This is a genomic window from Clostridium sp. KLE 1755 (genome assembly GCF_000466465.2).
Taxonomy (GTDB): Bacteria; Bacillota; Clostridia; order Lachnospirales; family Lachnospiraceae; genus Eisenbergiella; species Eisenbergiella porci.
This window is the reverse complement of the sequence record NZ_KE992671.1, coordinates 33,906-57,802: the sequence shown is the minus strand read 5'-3', so window position 1 is coordinate 57,802 and position 23,897 is coordinate 33,906. Positions and strand designations below refer to the sequence as shown.

General features: G+C 41.8%; 17 protein-coding genes and 2 pseudogenes. All 19 read left to right on the top strand.

Annotated elements, in window-relative coordinates:
* Positions 1–307 precede the first annotated feature (307 nt).
* Positions 308–574: pseudogene (locus HMPREF1548_RS30420) on the top strand (DUF1016 N-terminal domain-containing protein); the annotation flags it as partial.
* Positions 551–1,171: a PDDEXK nuclease domain-containing protein gene (locus HMPREF1548_RS30415; RefSeq protein WP_243003203.1), complete on the top strand. Its 621-nt coding sequence runs from the start codon at positions 551–553 to the stop codon at positions 1,169–1,171. The pseudogene HMPREF1548_RS30420 and the gene HMPREF1548_RS30415, both read left to right, overlap by 24 nt.
* 426 nt (positions 1,172–1,597) lie before the next feature.
* Entirely contained in the window at positions 1,598–1,945 is a 348-nt protein-coding gene (locus tag HMPREF1548_RS29855) for a DUF6602 domain-containing protein (RefSeq protein WP_021634924.1), read from the top strand.
* Between the two features lie 28 nt (positions 1,946–1,973).
* A complete protein-coding gene (locus HMPREF1548_RS29850) occupies positions 1,974–2,393 on the top strand; it encodes a hypothetical protein (protein WP_198168616.1) in 420 nt (139 codons plus the stop codon).
* 742 nt (positions 2,394–3,135) lie between these two features.
* Positions 3,136–3,876, top strand: a complete 741-nt coding sequence (locus tag HMPREF1548_RS05825; RefSeq protein ID WP_021634921.1) for a plasmid pRiA4b ORF-3 family protein — start codon at positions 3,136–3,138, stop codon at positions 3,874–3,876.
* A gap of 176 nt (positions 3,877–4,052) precedes the next feature.
* Positions 4,053–4,634, top strand: coding sequence for a shikimate kinase (locus HMPREF1548_RS05815; RefSeq protein WP_021634919.1), 582 nt, complete (start codon positions 4,053–4,055; stop codon positions 4,632–4,634).
* Between the two features lie 226 nt (positions 4,635–4,860).
* On the top strand, positions 4,861–6,126 hold the full coding sequence (locus HMPREF1548_RS05810) for an MFS transporter (RefSeq protein WP_025490817.1): 1,266 nt from the start codon (positions 4,861–4,863) through the stop codon (positions 6,124–6,126).
* A 502-nt stretch (positions 6,127–6,628) separates the two neighbouring features.
* Positions 6,629–6,913: pseudogene (locus tag HMPREF1548_RS29845) on the top strand (DUF7309 domain-containing protein); the annotation flags it as partial.
* Between the two features lie 390 nt (positions 6,914–7,303).
* Positions 7,304–8,968 carry a hypothetical protein gene (locus HMPREF1548_RS05800; protein WP_021634915.1) on the top strand — a complete coding sequence of 555 codons (1,665 nt, stop codon included), beginning with the start codon at positions 7,304–7,306 and terminating at the stop codon, positions 8,966–8,968.
* Between the two features lie 125 nt (positions 8,969–9,093).
* Complete coding sequence (locus HMPREF1548_RS05795; RefSeq protein ID WP_021634914.1) at positions 9,094–12,504, top strand: nSTAND3 domain-containing NTPase; 3,411 nt, start codon at positions 9,094–9,096, stop codon at positions 12,502–12,504.
* A complete protein-coding gene (locus HMPREF1548_RS05790) occupies positions 12,497–12,970 on the top strand; it encodes a hypothetical protein (protein WP_021634913.1) in 474 nt (157 codons plus the stop codon). The genes HMPREF1548_RS05795 and HMPREF1548_RS05790 overlap by 8 nt, the downstream gene beginning before the upstream one ends.
* A gap of 419 nt (positions 12,971–13,389) precedes the next feature.
* The gene (locus tag HMPREF1548_RS05780) at positions 13,390–14,418 is read left to right on the top strand and encodes an HNH endonuclease (RefSeq protein ID WP_021634911.1); all 1,029 of its coding nucleotides are present in this window, start codon (positions 13,390–13,392) and stop codon (positions 14,416–14,418) included.
* A gap of 21 nt (positions 14,419–14,439) precedes the next feature.
* Positions 14,440–14,829: an MmcQ/YjbR family DNA-binding protein gene (locus HMPREF1548_RS05775; RefSeq protein WP_021634910.1), complete on the top strand. Its 390-nt coding sequence runs from the start codon at positions 14,440–14,442 to the stop codon at positions 14,827–14,829.
* Complete coding sequence (locus tag HMPREF1548_RS29835) at positions 14,826–15,581, top strand: SRA domain-containing endonuclease (RefSeq protein ID WP_021634909.1); 756 nt, start codon at positions 14,826–14,828, stop codon at positions 15,579–15,581. Before HMPREF1548_RS05775 ends, HMPREF1548_RS29835 begins: the two co-directional genes overlap by 4 nt.
* Before the next feature lie 11 nt (positions 15,582–15,592).
* Positions 15,593–15,973, top strand: coding sequence for a (deoxy)nucleoside triphosphate pyrophosphohydrolase (locus tag HMPREF1548_RS05765; RefSeq protein ID WP_025490829.1), 381 nt, complete (start codon positions 15,593–15,595; stop codon positions 15,971–15,973).
* Between the two features lie 313 nt (positions 15,974–16,286).
* Positions 16,287–17,822, top strand: coding sequence for a DUF5605 domain-containing protein (locus tag HMPREF1548_RS05760; RefSeq protein WP_021634907.1), 1,536 nt, complete (start codon positions 16,287–16,289; stop codon positions 17,820–17,822).
* 287 nt (positions 17,823–18,109) lie between these two features.
* A complete protein-coding gene (locus tag HMPREF1548_RS05755) occupies positions 18,110–19,852 on the top strand; it encodes a sensor histidine kinase (RefSeq protein WP_021634905.1) in 1,743 nt (580 codons plus the stop codon).
* A gap of 56 nt (positions 19,853–19,908) precedes the next feature.
* Positions 19,909–22,263, top strand: a complete 2,355-nt coding sequence (locus HMPREF1548_RS05750) for an alpha-L-rhamnosidase-related protein (RefSeq protein ID WP_025490830.1) — start codon at positions 19,909–19,911, stop codon at positions 22,261–22,263.
* Positions 22,264–22,340: 77 nt separating this feature from the next.
* A complete protein-coding gene (locus HMPREF1548_RS05745; protein ID WP_025490831.1) occupies positions 22,341–23,786 on the top strand; it encodes an FAD-dependent oxidoreductase in 1,446 nt (481 codons plus the stop codon).
* The last annotated feature ends 111 nt before the right edge of the window (positions 23,787–23,897 follow it).

Below are 23,897 nucleotides of genomic sequence, written 5' to 3'. Positions count from 1 at the left end.
AGATATTAGTAGTGAATTTTGAAAGGGAAATTAGTACAAGTAACTAAAGAAAATATTCTAGATAATATTCCATCAAGCTTGGCGAATGTGTTTATGCAGGAGAGATATTTCTGTATTAGAAACTGCAGTAAATGAAATGTATGTAATTTTATGAGGAATCAAATGGAACAACAATTTTATGAACAAATTAAAAAAAATTCTTTCTGAATCCAGAAACAAAGTATATCAAACTGCAAACTTTGCAATGGTGGAAGCATATTGGAATATAGGAAAAAGTATCGTGGAATAGCAGGGCGGAGAGGGAAAGGCAGAGTATGGAGCCAGATTAATAGTAGAACGCTCTAAACAGATGACGGCAGATTTTGGAAAAGGATTTACTGCTGCAAATCTTAAAAATACGCGTCAGTTTTATCTTGCTTTTCCAAAAAGCTACGCACTACGTAGCGAATTGAGTTGGACACATTAGCGCCTGCTTATGCGTGTGGAAAATGAAAATGTTCGTGAATTCTATGCAGAAGAAACAATAAAATCGAATTGGAGTACACGTCAGTTGGAAAGGCATATTAATTCTTTCTTTTATGAAAGACTGCTGTCCTGCCTGAATAAAACGGAAGTTTCAGAAGAAATTCAAAAATTAGAATCCATAAAAGTACCAGAAAATATTATCCGTGACCCATATGTATTAGAGTTTTTAGGATTAAGTCCGAATGATAATTTTTATGAGAGCGATTTAGAAGAAGCATTGATATTGCATTTGCAGATATTCCTCTTAGAATTAGGGCGAGGGTTTTCTTTTGTTGCCAGACAAAAGAGGATTACATTTGACGGGCGGCATTTCCGAATAGGTCTTGTTTTTTATAATTATATTTTGAAATGCTTTGTACTAATTAATTTAAAAATTGGAGATCTGATACATCAGGATTTAGGGCAGATGCAGATGTATGTACATTACTACGAACGTGAATTGATGAATGAGGGAGACAATCCACCGATAGGAATTGTTCTTTGTGTGGATAAAAGTGAATCTGTAGTAAAGTATACCTTACCAGAAAATAAAACGCAGATTTTTGCGTCAAAGTATAAGCTATATCTTCTAAGTGAAGAAGAACTGTCACGGGGATTGCAAAGAGAGTATAGAACATTGGAATATGATAAAGAAAAATCAAGTTAACCTTTCTTAGAGATAGTGTAATTTTGGTAAGAGGGGTAAATTTATTCATCAAGGGGTGATTTTCGTTCAAAAGGGGTAAGAGGGGGGAAAATTTGACGAAGAAATTTATCCCTCCACTATATAATGAAAAAAATTTGCCATGTAGTATAAAATATCCGTCCCACAGCATGTGGAGACGGTCTGCTTGCTATCACGAAAACTGCAGTAAATCAAAGGGTTCTGCGATTTTGGAAGAAAAATGGATGTGTGTTTCTGTTTCCGCAGAGTGATGATATAACCGGAGGTTTACCCCAGGAGATTGGCTTTTGGGAATAAAAGATATATAATTTGGCGAAAGGATACTTTTTGGCAAAAGTGATGTATTTGGGGGGAAGTGATATGGACGGTAAAAGAATTCAAGGGTATTGGTCAAATGAAATGTAGTCCATGTTGTATACTTATAAACAATTTCAAATACTAATTCCAGCAGAGAATAGAGATGGTGCAGCACATAATGGGGAAGATGGACGATATGTAGACACATTGATACGGGAATATCTGAAAAGGTATTTACCTAAAGATTTGGAAGTTTTAACGGGATTTATTTTGAGACCAGCAGTAAAAACCGGACTAAAAAACAAAAGTAGAAAACATGAAGTAGATAGACATTCAACACAATTAGATATATTGATTTATGATAGTGCTAAGTATCCCGTTTTTCAGCGATTTGGAGAAAATGTTATAGTGCCTCCAGAAGGTGTTGTGGGGATTATTTCTGTAAAAAAAATTACATGAAAATGACATAGTGCATGAGACTCAAGCATTGAAAGCTGCATCAAAATTGTGTCATTGTATTGATGATCGAGGACAGCATTTGAGAGGACCGTTTTTAGCACTGGTTTCAATGGATACATTTGAGAAAACAGAAAAAATTACAGAGCAATGGATTTTTGAAAAATTGATTGGGGTATATTCAAAAGAAAATGACTGTTTTGATGATTTGATAGGATATATTGGCTCATTTAATAAATGGAGTATATTTAAAAGGCGTCCGAAGAGCGGAAAAGTTGGTGAATATATATTTTTTAATCACAGTGAAGAAGAAATTCACATGGGTTTTCAGTTTTTATTAACAGGAATATTGAGCGTATATTATGATGAAACTCGTAACTATATTTCACGGCCTGGATTTACAGCATTTCCTTCTCAGCGGGATTGTGATAAGAAATTAGGAGATATATAAGTTAAGAAAATTCGATAACTCCTATGGATGGGGAGGGGTAAAATGTTGCCCCGCTTTAAAGATGTAAGGTTCTCCTTCGCCATGTAGTATAAAATAAAACTTCAGAGGCATGTCGAAACCGCCGCGCTTTTTGTGCGGAAACCTTGATTTTATGCAGGTTTGCAGGAATGTTTGAAGGAGATGGAGTTGTGCTTTTTCGGAAAGTAAGATGGATAAGTTTCCATCTGGATGGGGATAACGCAGGATAGTTCAAAAATAAGGGCTTTTTTGGGAAAATATATACTTTTAAGAAAAGACACGTTTTGGATAAATGTTTTTCTTGCAAAAAATAATAACAAGGGAAAATGGTGATTGCTGATCATACACTGGTGATATAAACAATTATGATTGTAGAATCAAGTCCAGAGGAAAAAGGGATGATGATTAGTGCGGTTATGAATGATATCAAGTAATTAAGACGTATGGGATTCCGCCCAGGGTCAATTCTGCGCTGTGAACATCATTATTACCCACTCAACACATTGCGAGGTTTGTGTGAAATTGTGTCGAAAATAAATATATTTTGGCTGAATTAACTCGTTGAGTTACTTTCATAATTAAACAATAAGAGGAATTTCTTGTTAGTGAGGAATTACCAGAAGGGGTTTGAGTATGTGGAATATTGCTATTAACAAAACCTGTCATATACTCATGGAGATTATGAAAACGGTAAAAACTTTATAGAAGCAAGGAGGAGTGTGTAATGGCTTCACTGCCGATTTATCAATTTTATGTAGAATTGCAAGATTATACACCCATAATATGGCGTCGCTTCCAGGTGCTTGGAAATGTTACTGCGGCAAGGCTTGGCTATATGATCATGACGATGTTTGAAATGCAGGCAAGCCATTTGTTCTGTATCGATGTAATGTACCGTCGAAATTTTTATCAGGCTATGGGTAAATCATTTTCAGCAGAAGAGATAGAAAAACTATTTCCACCAGATAAAATAAAAGAAACCTGCCGTTATGAAGTACAGAATCAAATGACTGTTGATTTTGACGATGAAGAAGCGGAGAATGCAGTGTATGCCAAAATATCACAGTTGGTATCAAACAGCGGTGATGAAATGGTTCTTTTCTACGATTATGGTGATGGCTGGGAGGTTTCCATCACTCTTGAAAAAATATTTGAGGATAAGGAATTGCCGGGCAGAGAGCTACCGCGGGTTCTTGAGGGCAACGGTTATGGGATTATTGAGGACTGCGGTGGACCAGGCGGTCTTAATAAATTGGCAAGGGCATTCAAGAAGAAAAGCGGAAAGCAATACTGGGAATTTTGTAATTGGCTTGGATTTGAGGAATTGGATCTGACATCCTTTGATGTTGACGATATGAATTACAGACTGAAAAAAGTCCCAAGAATTTATGCCGATGCATATGAATTGGGTTTAGAGCCGACAAAACAATCATTAAACTTGCTCATGAGAAAATATAAAAAGTAAATGTTTATTGTAAAGTATGTTTTTATGAAAAGAAGAGGGGACTATCGTGGACAAAAAGCATTGTATGAAACAATTGAAGATCTGTCATTGGCGCTATTGTATTTGACGAGGTTTCAGAATAATTATAAATTCTGCCGGTATATGGATTTTGATGTAGTATTCATGGAGGAGAGCTTTTGATTATATTAATTTTTGGTGTATCCAATGTGGGAAAAACTGCGATAGGAAAGAAGTTATCAGAAAAGCTGAATTATGCCTTTTTTGATCTGGATCATGAAATTAAAGTGTTTTTTCACACTACATTGGAAGATTTTATGAGGGAAAATCCGTGGCCCCATGAAAGATTCATAAAAAAGGGGAGCGTTTTAAAGAAAATTATTTTAGACAACAAGGATAATATGGTGATAGCTGTAAGCCCCATTTATGAGGCGCGTAATTTTAATTCCCTGCTTGATAAGGAACAGGTCATAGCGGTTGAATTGCAGGATACGGAAGAACATATTTTTGAGAGACTTATATTCTCTGATGAAAATGATAATATTTATCAGGATGATGAATATAAAAATGCCCATAAGGATTACTATATAAGAGATATCCATCGAGATATTGTATATGTGAGAAGGATATATAAAAAGATTCAGTGGAAATATTTTGTTGATAACAAATCCATAGATCAGGCAGCAGAGGAATTATTAGAGTTGCTTCCGGAAAAATTCAGGGAGAAGAAAGAGAATTATGGGCAGGAGGTCCGGATTTAAAGGATAATGAGGAAAAATTAAAAACCCTAAATAACCTTGTCTGGAGATAATTTGCTCTGGTTAAAATCAATGCTGTCAAGTATAAAGATTTCCGGATAAGAACTTAGGCTTAGGCATTGAATATATATTCCACAGAACATATAATAGATAAGTATCCGGCTCGACGGAGGCGACGTAATTCCGGATTATATATACTAAAAAAACAGCAGCAGAATGGAGAGCTACAGTGAGCACAGAACAAAAGACAAAATCATTACTAAACCATCCTTTACTCCAATTACTAAAGAATAACAAAGGAAATCCAAGAACATTAATACTGATGGAGCCTCTATGGGGGATCCCCTTTAATTTAATCACACCATTTGCCACCCTGTACATGTATTCACAGGGAGTAACCGACGTCCAAATTGGACTGATTCTGTCGATTGCCATGGTAGTCCAGGTGATTTTTTCTTTCTTTGGCGGAATCTTAACGGATAAGCTGGGGCGGAAATTTACAACTATGATGGGCGATTTCTTCGGGTGGAGTGTTGCCTGCCTGATATGGAGCATATCCAATAACTTCTGGCTTTTTTTGATTGCCATGTTATTTAACTGCTTTGAACAGATTAACCAGACCGCGTGGTATTGTTTGCTTATTGAAGATGCGGAGCCCAAAGATTTGTTGGGAATATATACCTGGGTGAATATAGGCGGTCTGATTGCCATTTTTTTTGCACCGATTTCAGGCTTGCTGATCAATTCGTTTACCGTGATTCCGGTTATCAGGGTTTTATATTTGGTCTTTGCTGTGAATATGCTGATTAAGGTAGTAGTTACTTTTCGGTATTGTAAGGAAACCCGGCAGGGAAAGATCCGGATGGCCGAAACAAAGGATACCTCTTTGTTACATATGTTATATGAATACAAGGAACTGATTCCCAGGGTACTGAAGGATAAGGAGGTTATGAAGGTACTGAGTGTTTCCGTCATACTATATATCACAAATATAGTCAGTACTAACTTCTTCAGTTTATATGTGACGCAATGGCTGGGCATAGAATCTCGTTATCTGGCTTTTTTCCCGATTCTGAACGCGGCTGTAATGTTAATTTTTATGATTGGGATACAGCATAAACTGGAACTTGTAAAATTTCGGATTCCTATGTGGATTGGATTGGCATTATATGCAATAGCAGTGATTCTTCTGATACTGGCACCCACAGGCAGTATACCGTTTGTTATTGTTTATGTCTTCGTTGTAGCGGTAGCCGGTTCTCTTGTTATGCCCCGTAAAGATGCTCTGATTCAGTTGAATATTAATGCGGAAGAGCGGGCCAGGATTAATGCATTAATTATGTCCTTTACAATTGCTTTTTCTTCTCCATTCGGCTATTTTGCCGGATGGTTATCAAGTATTGACCGGCGTCTGCCATTTATGTTTTCCTTTGCTTTGTTCCTTGTGGCAATTATTATTGTAGGCCGAATCCGCGATCCTGAGTTCTCTAAGTAGTCATTTAAGGAATAGTGTCCTCTTATGCCATGGATGATAGAGACTTTGCTATGGGAAAAATACGAAAAATAGAGGCTTGTTATTGACACAAAAAATAGACCTGCGTATAATTATGTTAATAAAAAAATGCTTTTAAGAGGGCTGATACTTAAACGATATCTGTTCGTTGTTCAAATCATTGTTCGTTATCAGACTACACAAAAATCCGATATATATACCGACATTCAGTTGGTCACTGGGAGACAATACTAAAATTAGCCACAAAGAGAGAGTATATAGCACAGCGATGTTATTGCTCTCTCTTTAAATTTATAGAGGGATGCAAAAAAATATTGACAAACCAAATTAAATACAAAAACAGGAAAAGTGAATGAGAACAGAAGCAACGATGGAAGAATTGAAAAAATTATATGAATCGGCTTCAAGGATTCAGAAATTAGAGCCATGGGAATTGCTGTAGGATATGGAAATCATAGGGATATAGGCGGATAAAGATCCTGAAAACACAGTGTTTTACAGCATATTGGGAAAAGGCGGAGACTGTTATTGTATTTCGGTCTATGAAGGATATGATGCTTTTAACAGCTTTGTGATGCTGACTATACAGGAGCGGATGAATTTGTCGGTGGAATATGCAATGTTTAATCAGCACAATCTTACCTGCTACTGGGGAAACCGGGAAGAATTATCAGCGAAGCAGAGAAAAATAATCAAAACACTGGGATATAAATATCGCGGTAAAAATAACTGGCTGTATTTTATGTCTTATGAACCAGGATATTGTTAATACAATCTGAATCAGAATGAGGTGTTACGGATGAGGATCTATAGGAGAATTAAGCAGGGGGTTGAGCATAATAAAAATTCAGAATTTAGGGAATATAAATCGTGAATTGGAAATAATCCAGTAAATAACTGCTAATTTTCTGGCTTTTTAGAATTAATCGGAGATATGAACAATCCCGGAAATTTCTGATATCAATATTGAGATAGTAAAGAAATCAGAAGAATGGGGAGCAATTCTGTCCGCTACAGGCTGAAAGTCAGAACAGACATATAGTTATATGACAAAACGCGGACAAATATAGTTGACACAATTAGTTACCTGCAAATTATTGTATGTTTTTTGAAAAAAATATCTTAAACTGATGATAAAATATGATGTGAGGTAAAAAATATGCTGGAACATACAGGTGTTTTATTTACTTATCTTATTGCGATCAAAGATGATGAAACAGACCGAATATCAGTCAGCGGAATTAATAGTTTGCAATGCCTTTTAAAAGACTTTCCATTGCGTATAGCGGAATTGAAGGAAGAAGCAGAAGGGACAAATCCGGAGGATATCCTTGAAATATACTGTATTTTTGGCGCCAATCCACAGACAAAGGTTTTTATGGATCAAATCAGGAAAGTTCAAAATCTTGTGTATAATAATATTCTTACTAATAAGGATTTTGATTACCAGGCTTTTATTCTGCAGAATTTAGCAGAACAGGAAAAAAAGAAGTGTTTTTCAGAGCATGTCGCCTGGATAATCACTTATCACACATTTTGCTTTGAACGGTTGTATGCTTTACAGCAGTTTCAGTTTACCCAAGCAGACGATATGTTGGAAGTATGCTGTCTGGGACTGGGATTGGAATATGAAGATAACAGATGTCTGTGGATGCAGAGTGCGGTAGAAATATGGATGGAGCGTGAAGCCCCCCGATTATATGGCAGACAGGTAACGATTAACTCCTATTGGCTAAACGATTTAAAGGGAAGACGAATTATTGGAGTGTTGCCTGAAAATGATGGCGACGGATATTTCCTCTTAGTGGAAGGCGGTAAAAAGGTTCGATTGGCAGCTGGTTCGGCAGCTTACAGAAATGAGCAGATTGGAGTTAGGGATATCAATATATTCAGTATCAATGATTTAAATATAATTGAAAATAATCCAATTTATTCTTATGGAATTTACTTTCAGCCTTATGAGATTTTTGAGGATTGGCAGAAAGTATTTCAATATGCTATTGCAGTTCTGGATGTGGAATGGACACCGGATACACTTCAAAAGGTCTATGAATTATTTTTAGATTTTATGAAGAATCAAATTTGTGAATTTGTGGAGACGCCCGCGATCTTGGAAAAAGAAATATTTTTCAAAACTTTTTTGAAGACAATTAATAAAAAGAGAGAATATCTATACTGTAAGGAAGATGCAATTGTTTCGAGTGACTGGTTCAAGACAGTAGAAAACAGGTTTGTTTATCTGAACAATATATATACTTTATTAGAACGGAATTATCCAAAAGAAATTCGTGAGATGAATCATACAAAAACTTTTGAACTGTCGGATTTCAGAGGTTTGTTGGATGCATCGGAGGCGGGGACTGCCTATCAAAAAGGGATGATTTGGGAAGAGACGGCGGCCTATATGTTAGAGCGGATTGAGGGGTTAAAAATAAACGGCAGACGCCTGCGTGTTGACAGGCAGGAGATCGATTTATGTTGTGTCAATGTTTCTGTAAAAGAAGAATTATGGAAGCTTGGTGCTTTAATTCTGGTGGAATGTAAAAATTGGAGCAGTAAGGCGGATGTCAGTGTTATTCGCAGTATTGGACAAATTATGTATATGAAAGGAACTACTGCAACGTTACTGTTTAGCAAACAAGGAGTTACCAGTGAAGCAAAAGATGAAATATTACAGTTGGCACTTAAAGGTGAATATGTTTTATGCATTACTAAAAGTGATTTGTTGGCCGTTAGGGAAAAGGAAGATTTCAATAAGCTTTTACTAAGAAAATGGTGCGAAGTGGAAGAAAGGATAGCGGATGATGTGAGACTTTTGGGATAATAAATTTATTGCACAGAAACACTTTTTTATTTGTGGCCAGACAGAAAATTATAGTATAAAGTGTCTGTACGATATTTTATATAAATGGATGGAATTAAGATGCTATAATGCACAGGAGATAAAATATGGCAGATTATGATTTTTACACTTTATTTGATTCATTGGAATTTCAGGATTTTGCCCGGGATATGGTACAAATACGAGAGGGAATTACTTTTGAATCTTTTGCGAGAGGGACAGATCTGGGAATCGATGGAAGATATGTTTTGAAGGATGGCAGTGTAATTATTTTCCAGGCCAAAAGCATTAGAAATACGAGTGGGAAGATTCTTGATATTGCAAAAAAAGAGAGGAAAAAGCTTGATAAGCTTTCTGGAATGGGGATTAGAATTTTCCGTTATATTCTGGTGTTTTCAGATGCTCTCGGAGTGATTAAAAAGTCACAGATTATGAAACTTTTTTCCCCATATATTTTAGATACTTCTGACATTATAACAGGACCGGATTTAAATAATTATTTAAGTAATATGAGTGAAAAATATCACTCTGTGGAAGAAAAATACTTTAAGCTTTGGATTCAGAATACAAAGACTCTTAAAAAAACGCTCTATGAGGTGGTACATAGTCCATTGATAGATATATCTAAGAGTAAACTGGAGGAGGCTATTGAAAAGGCGCAAATTTTTGTGGAGACAGAAGTGTATGAAGAAGCGAAAAAGAAGCTGGAATATAGCCGTACTCTCATAATATCCGGAGACCCAGGGGTTGGAAAGACTACACTTGCAAATCAACTGGCATTGTATTATTATGCTAAATTTGGATTTCATTCATTTATTTATGCAAGATCCGTGGACGATTTATATGTTTCAGAACATATTGATGCGAAAAAGGTGATTGTTTTTGATGATTTTTGGGGAGATACTGATTTTAATACTATTGGAAATGGGAAAAAGACCAGAGCTCTTGTTTCTTTTATTGAGCATATTCAAAAGAGAAAAGATTGTATTTTGCTTATAACAACAAGAGAGTATATTTTGGAGCAGGGACTTAAGAAAAATGAAGAATTTAGAAAATTGGCAGAGACTCTTAAGTTGAATTGTCGTATAGATCAGTATTCCAGGGAAGATAAACTGCGAATTTATTATGGACACCTAAAGTATACATCCCTGACCTGGGAGCAGGTAAACGTACTTAGCGGTATTGGTTATGAAGTAATATATTCATCAAATTATAATCCACGGGTAATCGAAATGTTCCTTGAGACAATAAACCCTGCTATGTTACCGGACAGATGCAAAGAAGAATTTTTACAGCATCTGGATTGTCCAATGGATTTTTGGGAGAGGATATTCGAAGAATTGTCTCAGGAGGCGAAGGCAATATACCTGCTCATGGCAATAATGCCACTGCCTGTTGAACTGAAAGTATTAGAAAAATGTTATTATACGATTCTTAAGGAGAATGATAAATCTTTAGAATGGAAAGGATTTCCTGAAGTAATTATTGAACTGGAAAAGACGGTGATTCGGACAGATTCATACAATGAGGAAAACAGTGCATTGTATGTAATAACTTTTCAGAATCCATCGGCGAAGGATTATATTCAGGAAAAGATTAGGGAAAATCAAGAAAAATATTGCGATTTTTTGTTGGATAGCTGTTCCTATTTTTCTCAATGCATAGAATTTTTACAAATTATGGCGGAAGTGGAAGATAAGGGGGCCTGGTATCAGAGGGGAATGTCCAAAGCGATACTCCTTGTGGATTCTGATTCAATTGTTTTCTATGACAGATATAAAAATCTTCTGCAAAATAATAGAGAGATAAGTCGTTTTTTACATACGTTTAGGACTGAACACAAAGGACGGGAACAAAAATTTGGTCGGCTGCAGCAATTATTTTTACTGTATGACAGAAGAAAATGTTCGAACCTGAAAAACTATTTTAAGAAGACTTTTTATGCATTTGTTCATCTGATAGATCAATTTCCGGAAGCTGTTCATAGTGAAGATTTGGAGATTTTTTCAGAGACGGCTGTGCATATGATAGAAATGGAAATCTGTACGGATACGAGGTGGTTACTCAATGTTTATATGGATGGCCTGATGAGAAACCGTATGGAATTGCATGGCGGAGCATTTGAAACGTATTACAGCGGTGAGTGGGATAAATACATAATATCAAATAGTGATAAAGTTTCGGCATACCTGGAAAAGTTATATGATGCGGAAATATGTTTAGCTGCAGTAAAAAATGATGCAGAGATTTTTGATGATTGGCTGATGGAATGTGAAGAAGCCTATATTCACTTTAAATTGAAAATACCACAAACTTTTCAGGTTAAGATTGAAAAGTATAGATATTGGTTGACAGAAGAGAATAAGGATGAGTATAAAGAAGAAACTTATGAGGAAAATTCAAAGGAACAGTCCAAATGGATATTATCAGATATCAAAGAGGACTTTGAGAATGAGTATTTGGATGGAGTTCTGCCATTAGAAGTTGATGATTTGGATGAATGGTTTCAATTAAGGGAAATTCCGGTTCAAATAAAAGACATTATGATTGCTGAAGAACTTGCAGATAATGAATATTGGACTTCCTATATGTGGGAGGAAGAAGCCCTGGAATTCTTAGTAGGATTTATTGGCTGGAATGGTGAATTGCCGCTGGATATTACAGAAGCATCATCCGCTGTGGTAAAATATATTTCAGATAGCTGCACGGTATCTGAAGATGTATTGGAGAATTTGTTTAATAAGCTTGCATTATCTGGAAATAATACAGGTATTTTTTCATATGAGGAGCTAGAGCAGATGTGCCCGGAGTTGCTTAGGTGGGATGATAAATTGATACGGGATATGGAGAAAATTCATGTCCTTGTGCATAAAAAGAACTGGTACTATCTTTCGAATTGTCTACTGGCATTAAGTTTTCATTTGTGTAATCTGCATGAGTTGGATGCTGAGACGCTTGGAAAATATTTTTCCTGCATTTTGCTGGAGGGCAAAGAAAAGGTGGAAGGACAGGAGAATCTGCAGGAACTGATTAGAGTTGGAAAAGAATGGCTGAAGCATAAAAAACTGAAGGATGAATTTATTTCTTTTTTATATCATATGGAGCAGAACATATTTTTACAACGGGTGATGGTTCCGTTAGCTGCGGATATGTATAACAAGGCGAATGCTGATACCGAGGAAGAAATAGTCAAAAATATAATGGAATTATTAGATTTAGAAGCCAAATATGCAGAGGATGGAACCTGTGTTGGTGGTTCGCAAAGTTGTATGAAATATTTTTGGCTGGCTCAGATAATTTATAATGATATTATTATGGATGTCATTCCGGATGATTTAACAAAAGAACAGATGAAAATTATAGAGGCCAATACTGATAGGGATGTAGAAGGATGGAGGATTGATGCAAGTCTGCTTAAGGAGGCAGGCTTATTAAAGTCCTTTGGAATCTATGATAAACTGCTTGCTATATGGCAGAATATTTGTCAGCTGAAAGCGGAGGAAAGAAGCGATGGGTGAGAAAAAATCGGGGATAAAGGGGAAAAAAACAAAGGTAGAACTACTCAAAGAGCATTTATTATATGCGGCCGGAAAATACTCTGACTATAGCAGATATGAAAGTTCTCTTGCAAGTACAGAAGAAGAATATGATGAAACCTTAGAACTGTACAACATGGATATATGGTTGGGAAATTCTGAAGGAACAATTCGGGATAAGGCCGCAGAGATGCTGCGTGTAACTACTGAACTTTTTTATGACCTGGCAGATAACGCGGCGCGTGAGCTATATTATGTGATGCGTGAGATAGTTGAATTAGATGAGGACAGCCAGAAGAAGATATGTGGAGTAGTGATTCCGAAAGACATTTTTACTGAGAAAGAGTTTCGGGAAATGTTATCTGAATGGTATGAATATGAGTATGTTCAGGAAGATGCGTTACAGGCTTATTTAGAGATACTCAAGAGGTGGGAGTGGGGGGAATAATTTTGATATTCTCAAACAATAGTATTTTAATCATATGCTTTCAAACAGCTGTACTTTTACAACATAGGAATGATTAATAATATTATGAAGCCGGGGCTATTAAATATATAATGAATGTTTTATAACAAGCTTATTATTTATATAAAAAACATGTATAAAGAAAAGACAGGAGGATTAACTTGTTCTATTGCTTACGGAAATACATTTAAAGAATTACTATTTTCTGTGAAATTGGCCAAAATGGAAAAAGATTCAATTAGAGGGATAAAAATCAATGAACAGGAAAGCTTGTAATGTTGCAGAATAAAATTATTTTATTTTCTAATTATTTCGACATTGCGTTAATAGAACTATATTAAACGCAGACTTAATTTTGAAGCGTTAAATTTCAGTGTAAAAGAATACTTGGAGGACACCCCATGAACTATTTTTTTGTATTCCAAAATAAAACATTCCACGAAGAACATCAAGGCGGCTATTTGTGGGCTCCCCAGTATGGAAACTCTGGAAGAACAGCCTCACACTGGTCAAAGATGAAAGAAGTAAAGCGAGGAGATGTTATCATACATAGCTATAAAAAGCAGATTATAGCGATAAGTGTGGCAAAAAAAGATGTGTATGTGGCGAAAAAGCCAGTAGAGCTTTCCAATGATTGGCAGACAGATGGGTGGAGAGTGGATACTCAATATATCGTATTTCCCAATCCAATTATTACATCGAACTATATGGAAGAGCTTTTGGAATTGCAACCACAGACAAGTGCGCCCTTTAATAGACTTGGGAGAGGTAATACTGGATATTTATTTGAAGCAACTAGAGAAATGTATGAATTCATTATTGCTCAGACAGCGACATACCCACAAAATGAGAATGCGCTAAAACAAGCATTGGAGTTGGTAAATCAGATAGAGCATCCTCAAAATAAAGTATCTGAGGTCGAAGTTGTAATGGAATTGGAAGCATTTAAGGCGAATATTTTATCTGTTGATAAATTAGCAATTCTACTAAAGGAAACAAAGCCGCATAAATCGCAGAAAACGGAAGTAGAAGTACTTTATCGAAGCCCATATTTGAAAAAAATGGTTAAGAGGATGGCCAATGGTATCTGCCAAATGTGTGGTGAAAAAGCGCCGTTTTATGATAGAAATAATGAGCCGTATTTAGAAGAACACCATGTGAAGCAACTGGCAAAGGGAGGAAGCGATACAATGGATAATGTTGTCGCAATCTGTCCGAATTGCCATAGAAGAGTTCATGTGCTTAAAAAAGATGAAGATATTATTATTTTAGAAAAAATGGCAAAACAAAATAATAATAGATATCAAAGATTGCTTGCATACATTGAAAAGATGCAAAATGAACAAAGCATAAATAGTTTGGAAGAAGATATGCTACAGCTTATGGAACTACAAAATGAGGATTCCCCAAATACTAATAGATCGAATTAATCATCGAGAGGTAAAAATGCTATGGATAGAAAGTCGATATTTGCTTGGGTAAAACAAAGCTATGGCACGGCTCCAGAATATTTATGGCAGGATACTCCGTGGAATGCTGTGCTGAGAAACAGTGAAAGCAACAAATGGTATGCCATTGTAATGAAGATTGAAGAAAGCAGATTGGGTATTCCAGGAAATCAGATGATCGATATACTTGATATTAAGTGTGATCCGAATCTGATCGGAGCTCTCCGGCAGCGCCCTGGTTTTTTCCCAGGCTATCATATGAATAAAAACAGTTGGATTACGATTCTTCTTGATGGTACTGTCCAAGAGGAAGAAATTAAAAATCTGATAGATTTAAGCTACCAGCTCACCCAGCCGAAAAAGAAGGCCAAAAAAGTGGAGATAAGAAAATGAACGTGATTGGAGAAAAGGTGAAAAGTCCCAAATTAGGTGTTGGAACAGTAATTGAACAAGAACCTTCCCATATAACTGTTCAATTTGCGACCAAAACAAGCCAGTTTCAATTTCCTGATGCATTTGAACGCTTCCTAATAGCAGAGGACCCAAACATACAAAATACAATGATAGAGCGAATAAATGCTATTAAGGAAGCGGAAGCTCAAAGAAGAGCAGTCGAGGATGCTGCTCGAAAAGCGGAAGAAGAGAGCAAACAGGCGGCTGCACAAGAAAAAGTAAGAGGACAGAGAAAAAGGACAAAAAGTATAGATGATATGTTTTCGGAGGATTATCATGTGGACCATTTAGCGCGACACCCAATCCTTACATATCAGCAGGTTGAAGAACAGTTTGGAATTAAAATAACAGGTTTTGGACGCGGAATTAATGTAACACCATCAAAGGTGGTTCTGATTTCTTCGATAAGTAAGGCAGAGGGTAATTTTGTCTATCACGATAAATGGACTTCTGATGGTGAATACATTTATTCAGGAGAAGGTAAAACTGGGGATCAGGCCATGAGTAAGGGGAATCTGGCAATCAAAAATGCAGCTATGGATGGTAAGGAAATCCATTTATTTGTAAAATTTTCTCCTAAAGACTACTATTACCAAGGAAAATTTGAATTGGTGAGTTATACTTATGAAGATGAGAAAGGTGAAAACGGATGTACTCGTAAGGAGTACAAATTCCGTTTGAAAAAGGTATAGAGATGGAAGAAATAGTTGATGTTGTTGCCGCACTGATTTGGGATAAAGATAAATTTATGATTTGCCAGAGACCAGCACATAAGGCGAGAGGATTGCTGTGGGAATTTGTAGGCGGGAAGGTTGAGGCTGGTGAAACAAAACAGGAAGCCCTTATCAGAGAATGCGAGGAAGAATTGGCAATAGAGCTTTCTGTAGAGGAAGAATTTATGTCTGTAGTACATGAGTATCCAGATATAAAGGTTCGCCTGACATTGTTTAATGCTGCAATCAAAAATGGAGTTCCTCAAAAGCTGGAGCATAATGATATTAGATGGATTCGTAGAGATGAGATTCCCCAATTTGCATTTTGTCCTGCGGACATTGAGATACTGAAACGGATAATGGAAAGCTAAGCTTCATCTGAAGGCCCGCCTTAGGCTAATACAGTTAAAACCATAAATACCCAATACAATAAACGACCAATACCATAATCATCCAAAAACATAAACACCTATAACCCAAAAACCCAAAACCACACCCAACCTGCCGCATATTACCGCCCCTCTCTCCTCAGAAGGCCCCTCTGATATGCAGCAGGTCAATTTTTGCCGGAGCAGGTCAAGAATGTCACATTGTTGATCTGCTCCGGCCGTTTTATACTTTACTAAAGGCTTAAAATGGCCAAAAATCCAATCAGCCACAAAAAACGGAGGAGAAAAAATAAAAATGTATCAATACGAAATGTTCGAATTAAGCCTCACCGGAGAACCGCCCCAGGGCTCCCAGGCGCTGTTCACTTTCCAAACCGTATTCCATCTGGACGGCGAAGAAAAGACCGTAAAAGGCTTCTACGCAGGAAGCAATACTTATAAAGTACGTTTCCTCCCAAAAAAAACCGGCCGGTATTCCTGGAAAACCGAAAGCATTATTCCCTTGGAAGGACCTGTGGCAGGGGAAGAAGAATGCCTGCCGGCAAGGACCGGACGACATGGTATGGTAAAGACAGAGGGCCTTCATTTTGTTTATGAAGACGGTACGAAGTATCTGCCGTTCGGAACCACCATTTACGCCCTTGCCCACCAGAGCGGGGAGATAATTGAACAGACCATGCACACCCTGGAGCACGCCCCCTTTAATAAAGTGCGCCATTGCATTTTTCCGAAGCATTACAGATACAATCACAATGAGCCGCAGTTTTTCCCTTTTGAAAAAAATGCGGAAGGGAAGTGGGATGTGCACCGCCCCTGCATGGACTACTGGGAGCATTTTGAAAAAATCCTGGTCCGGCTGGGAGATATGGGAATAGAAACGGACTTGATTTTGTTCCATCCTTATGACCGTTGGGGCTTTTCCATAATGAGTATGGAGGAATGGAAAATTCACCTGGATTACCTGCTCCGGAGACTGTCCGCCTATCCCTTTATCTGGTGGAGCCTGGCCAACGAATATGATCTGATGTTCAACCGCACGATGGAGGATTGGTATGAGATAGAGGAATTTGTCGCTGCCAATGACTGTTATGGGCATTTGCTGAGCAATCATAACTGTGTCCATTTTTACGATTTCACCCGTCCTAATGTGACGCATTGCTGCATTCAGACGGATGGTATGCATAAGGCGGCGGAATGGCAGGAGAGGTATCAAAAGCCGGTGGTTTTTGACGAGTGCTGTTATGAGGGAAACATCGATATGGCCTGGGGGAATATTTCCGCATTTGAGCTGGTGAACCGTTTCTGGCGCGGCTGCATTCAGGGGGCCTTTGTGACCCATGGGGAAACCTATGTCTCGGAGGACGAGGTGCTCTGGTGGGCCAGGGGCGGCCGTTTGAAGGGGCAGAGCGCGCAGCGGATTGCTTTCCTGAAGGATTTTCTGTACAGTCTGCCATCCTGCATAAGCCCCTGGAAGGAGCCTTTTGTGATGGGGCCGGATGATAGGAACATTACGGCCACAGTTTTTGAGAAACCGGAGGAAGCATATGAACGGTTCCGGGCTTTGGTAAATACAGAGGAACGGGAGCTGTCCCAGGCAAAGGACGCATGCTATTATGGCCATTGCGGGGATCAGGTCTACATAAAATATTTTGCGAGACAGTGTTGCGCTATGTGTTTCCTTACCCTGCCGGAAGATAAAAAATACGAGGTTGAGATCATCGATGCATGGGAAATGACAAGGACGACTGCGCTGGAGGAGGCCTGCGGAAGGGTCGAAGTCAGGCTGCCCGGCAAAGAAGGGATTGCCGTGATTGCAAAACAGCTGCCATAATTAATTAAACAGCTGCAATAATTTGAACGTACCGGACGTTACGTATCTTGAACGCACAATCGGGTTCCTGTATACTGGACTATACAGGGTAAAAAACGGAAACAGGCAGGTCTGCGCATTTACTGCGCAGACCGTGGAAAAACGCGGCGCTTCAGGCATCCGGCCCACAGCGCAGCGTTTAATTGGCCGGAAGCGGTAACGGTTCGGCCCCGTCTGAACCGTTACAAAAAGACGCCCCCGTCCGGCTTCCCGGAGGGGGAAAAAGCTTCTGATATGGGGGAAGGGGCATGAAAAAGCAGGGTATGGTGAGTGTTTTTAAAAAGCTGTACATTCTTTTTGTAATCATCATAGTAATCATCTATGTGAGTACAATCATAATTTTTCTGAAATATGCGAAACAGCAGCGAAATGTGGAAATAGGCGGGATGCAGAGCGCCGTTGTCCATAATGTTTCGGCGCTGGAGCAGCAGCTGGAAATTATTTACAATCTGGAGCGCAATCTGGTCAGCGACGGAAGGATTTCGTCCCTGGTATATGACACCTCCCTGAACGGGTATGAAAGGTCCCAGCTGATGCTGGCGCTGCTGGTGAATATGCAGGGCTTTCAGTCGCTGAATAATATCATTGAGGATATCACCATTATTTTTCCCAAACAGGAGATGGAGCTGAGCGCGGTGGAGGGGCATAGCAGTAAGGAATATGTGCCCATACCCAGGAATGGGGATAATACGGCCCGCAGCCTGGTATATTGCGACGGGAAGGCGCAGATGGAGCTGCTGTACCCTCTGACCTATTCGATAGAGGAGGATTACGTCCCTGATTTCGGCGTGAGCATTACGCTTTCGGAGGATTATCTGCAGGAGCTTCTGGAGCTGTTTGGCAGCGGAGAACAGGCGGGCGCGTTTTTTGTGCTGGATGGCGGGGAAGTGCTTGGTCAGCAGCCTGTGGAGGAGGAAGCGCAGGCGCAGCTGATGGACTGCTGGTACCGGGCATGGGAGAAGCAGGGCGGAGGAGAGAGTTTTCTTGGTAAGGGAAGGTGCCTGGGGACAAGCTATCTGTTTATGTCGGAAAGCATTCCCGGCTACGGGATTACCGTGGTTGCCTACCGCAGCGGCAGAGGGATAGGAAGCTCGGCAATGGTGGCTTTGCTTATGATGGGCGTTGTGCTTTTGGTCATCAGCATACTGTTTTTTGAAATCCTCTATCAGACCAACACCGCCGTGAATAAGCCGCTGAAAAAGGTGGTGCAGGCGTTTGGGCAGGTGCAGGAGGGCAACCTGGAAATCCGGATTTTCCATAAGCCCCAGGATGAGTTTCAATACATATATTCGTCCTTCAACCGAATGGTGGAACGCATCCAGGAGCTGATCGAAAACGTGAAGGAGCAGGGCAGGCTTTTACAGAATGCGGAGCTGATGCAGCTGCAGTCACAGATCAACCCGCACTTTTTGTATAACAGCTTCTATCTGATCCGGATTATGGCTAAAAATGAGTCCTATGATCAGATTATACAGTTCGTCACCTCCCTGGCAAAGTACTACCGTTTCCTGAACAAGGAGGTGGAGCAGAATATCCCCCTAAGCCGCGAGGTGGAGCATATGGAGAATTATATCGACATCCAGCAGATGCGGTTCGGGGATAAAATCACGGTGCATAAAGGGCAGCTGCCGGAAAGTGCGGCCGGCTTCCTTGTGCCGAAGCTGATACTGCAGCCTGTCATTGAAAATGCCTATAATTATGGCATGTCGGATATTTTAAAGGACGGACAAATCGCCATCTCCTATTCCCTTAAGGAGCCATACCTTTGCATTGTAATTGAGGATAACGGAGGCGGCGGAAGCAGCGAAAATATTGAAAGAATGCGGGAATACATCCAGGATTATCAGGGCCGGGCAGCCGGACATGCGCTTTCCAATATAGAACGCAGGCTGAAGCTGGCTTACGGGGAAACAAGCGGCATCCTGCTGGAACAAAGTGAGCTGGGAGGCCTGAAGGTGATCCTGCGGATTGACATGAGGGTAACGCTGTAAGCTGTTGTATACTTTTTTGAAAGGCTGGAATGGCCGCAGAAGGAGGAGGTAAAATTATGTGGAACGAAGCATTATGGCTGGGAGTGCCAAGGGCTGAGATCGAGGAAAAGAAAATATACCAGGGGGATATGAACGGGCGGTTCGCATACTACCGCCTGGATTTCATGCTGGATCAACGGGCAGAGCTGAAGGCGGATATTTCCGCCAATTCCCGCTACCGCTTGTGGGTAAACGGGCAGCCGGTGCTGTCCGGTCCCTGCCGCAGCGATCAGTTCAGGCACTATTATGAAACGGTGGAGTTGGGGGATTATCTGCAAATAGGGAAAAACGTGCTTGCCGTGCAGGTGCTTTTGTGCGACAGCATGTATGTAAAAGAAGGACCAGGGGACAACCGGGCGCCGTTAAACAGCGTGGCGACCCTGCCGGCGGGGCACAGGCTCGCCGTGGAGGGCGTGCTTAAAGGTGAGGAAGGTAATCCGTTGGGGGAGGTGACAACGGGAAAAGCCCCCTGGAAGGTATGGCTGGACAATACGTTTTTCCTTACAAAGGAACCGGTGGTGAATGGGAATATGGGCGCGCTAACGGAAAGGATTGATTTCAATGCGACGCCGGGCGGCTGGAGACTGCCGGATTTTGACGATGGCGGCTGGCGGGCCGGCGATGTGTTGGAGCCGGTAAAATGCGGGTTTGAGATGATGTTCGGCATTCTCAAGACCTTTATGATGGAGGAGCGTCCCATCCCGCTGCTGTATGAGCGTCCGGCCGTCCTTGAAAAGGAGCTGGGAGAAAGCGTTATGAAGGAAGCAGCCTACGTGACGGTGCGGCCGGGGGAACGCAGGACGCTTCTGTTTGACGGGGAAGGGCTTTTCAACGCCTATTTCCGATATCAAATCGAAGGCGGCGCAGGGGCGGAGATTTCCTTTACCTATTTTGAGAAGTTCACGAAGGGCATTGACCAGGTAAAAAGGGATGACTACATCAATGGGGAAATCGGGCAGAACGGGCAGAGGGATACAATCGTGCTGGATGGCGGCAGCCTGCTTTATGAGCCTTTCTGGTACAGGACCATGCGCTTTTTAAAGATTGAAATTCAGGCGGCGGGGGAGGAAGTGCGTTTTTACAGGCCTGCGCTTTTAAAGACCGGTTATCCTTTAAATCCCGGCTCCTATATCAAATCGGACGCTCCCTGGGTGGAGAAGGTGTATGACATGTGCGTGCGCACCCTGCAGGGCTGCATGATGGAAACCTATATGGACTGCCCTTTCTGGGAACAGATGCAGTACCCTATGGATACCAGGCTGCAGGCGCTGTTTACCTATGTGTGCAGCGCGGATACGAAGCTGGCGGAGAAGGCCCTCCGGGATTTCCATGATTCCATGCTTCCCATGGGCCTGATTCAGGGCAGGGCGCCCAGTAACCCGAAGCAGATTATATCCACCTTTTCTTTGTACTATATTTTCATGCTGCTGGAGTATTACAGGCGTACGGGAGATACGGATATACTGAAGCGTTACCGGGCGGATGTGGACAGCATCCTGGAATATTATGACAGGCATCTCGGGCCGCAGGGACTGGTGGAAAATCTGGGCTACTGGGATTTTGTGGACTGGCAGGAAAGCTGGCATGATACCATGGGACGTCCCGCGGCGGTGCGAAAAGGCCCTTCCACCATTATTAACCTGATGTATGGACTGGCCCTGCTTGACGGGGCCGAAATCAATGAGGCCACCGGCAGGTCCGGCCTTGCGCAGGAGTACAGGGAACGGCAGAAAAACATCGCTGATCAGATCCAGAACCTGTGCTGGGATGCAGGGCGGGGAATGTTCCGGGAAGGCCCCTCCTGTCAGGAATTTTCCCAGCATGCCCAGAGCTGGGCGGTGTTAAACGGCATGCTTTCCGGGGAGGAGGCGCGCAGGGTGATGCGCAGGACCTTTGAGGAAAAGGATGTGCTGCGCTGTTATTTTTCCACCTGCTATGAGCTGTTCCGCGCCTGTGAAAAGGCGGGCTGCTATGAGCTCACCGCCCGGCAGATGGACTGGTGGATTAAGCTGCTGGAGGAACACTGCACCACCTGCCCGGAAACACCCTCCAATTCCAGAAGCGAGTGCCATGCATGGAGCGCGTTACCCATGTATGAGCTGATCAGCGTCATGGGAGGCATCCGCAGGGAAGCGGGCAGTCCGGCGCGGGTGGAGGTCTGTCCCCATCTGGACTATGTTCCCAACCTGGAGGGCGGCATGCTCACCGAATATGGGCTGGTTACCTTCCGCTATTATCCAAAGGATGGCGGCATGCAGTATGAGCTGGCGCTGCCGGAGGGAATGGAAGGAAGCTTCCGGGGAGCAAACGGCGGCAGCGCTGTGCTGAGGGCCGGTAAAAATGAAATCTGGGAGCCTGTGAAAAAGGCCTGAAAAACAAAGTGACGGATATAACAAATAGTAAAATATCAGCCGGGGCAAAGCTGTCCCCGGCGGCGTGGAGGTTATTTATGGAACATACGGATGTGGTAATTATCGGTGCGGGAGGCGCGGGCATGATGGCCGCGCTGACGCTGGCAAAGGCCGGCAGGAGCTGTGTTGTGCTGGAGAAGGGAAAGCATTTGTCCGTGAGTAATGCGGCCAGGGCGGGCGGCCCTTCCCTGGCAGATACTCTTTTGCAGGAGGAGGAAAACTGCACCGTTTCAGCAGAAATGTTGTTTAGGCATATGTATGGATTTTCTCGGGGCACCGTGGACGGCGGCCTGCTGTACCGGTGTATCAGAAACGGAAGGAAGGTTGAGGCGCTGCTAAGGGAAAGCGGCATTCAACTGCGGCTGACGGAGGATTTATACAGTGTGGGCTTCAGGGCCAGGCATTTTTTTGAAACGCCGGCGCCGCAGCGGTGGGAGCTGCTTGCAAAGAAGCTTGAGGAATACGGCGGCAGAGTGGTCCTGAATGCCTGCGCCGGGGAGCTTTTGACGGAAAACGGCAGGATATGCGGCGTCCTGGCCGTTGACGGACAAAGCGGGGAACAGACGGCGTATTACGGAAAGGCGGTCATCATCGCCAGCGGCGGTTATCTGGGAAATGAAGAGATGCTAAAGCAGCATTTCGGGGATATTACCGTAGGCCCGCTGGGCAGCCGGCTCAGCGATGGGGCGGGGATCGCCATGGCGCTGAAGGCCGGAGGCATGGAGGATCGCAGCTGGGGAATCTGCGCCGGGGAGTTCGGCGGCTACCACAGCAGGATGAAGGGACGCTTTCCTGGGAATATGCGCTGGGCCATGACCGGCGGTCTGCTGGTGGACCGGGAGGGCCGCCGTTTTATGGATGAACAGCTGCTGGCGGATCAGCCGCTTTCCGTGGGAGGGGAAGTGACCCTGCGCGCCGGAAGCTATTATGCGGTGCTGGACGAAGCTTTTTACCAGGGTATACGTTCTGCCAGGTCGGTATACGACTTTTATGGCCGCCCGGAGGAATGGAAGACTGGAAAGTCCGCCCTTGACAGGGGACCCTGGCCCTTCCCGGAGGATCTGGAAAGGGATATCAGTGAGGGCTGGGCTTTTTGCTGCGGCAGCCTTGAGGAAGCGGCGGCGCATTTTTCCCTTCCTTTTCTGGAAGAAACGGTTACGCGCTACAATGCCATGTGCGAGGCCGGGCAGGATACGGAATTTGGGAAAAACAGCTGGCTGCTGAAGCCGGTGGCAAAGGCGCCCTTTTATGTATTTGCCTATGAACCCAGCGCCTGGTGCACCATAGGCGGCGTGAAGACGGACGCCTTCTGCAGGGTGCTTGACAGGAAGCAGAAGCCAATTTCAGGACTTTATGCGGCGGGTGTGGATAATGGAAGCTGTTACTGCGCCCCATATTATGATACGGAGGGCGCCTGTCTGGGACTGGCCTTCACCAGCGGGATCACTGCGGCGGAACATATTTTGGGTAACTGGTCCGCCTGATTGGTCCGTCATATTATGAATGGCATGGCTGAACAGTAAACATTTTGCAGGCGGCAGTTCGGGTAATGGGGCGCTGTTTGGGAACAGGTCAATTTTTGAACCGGGATATCA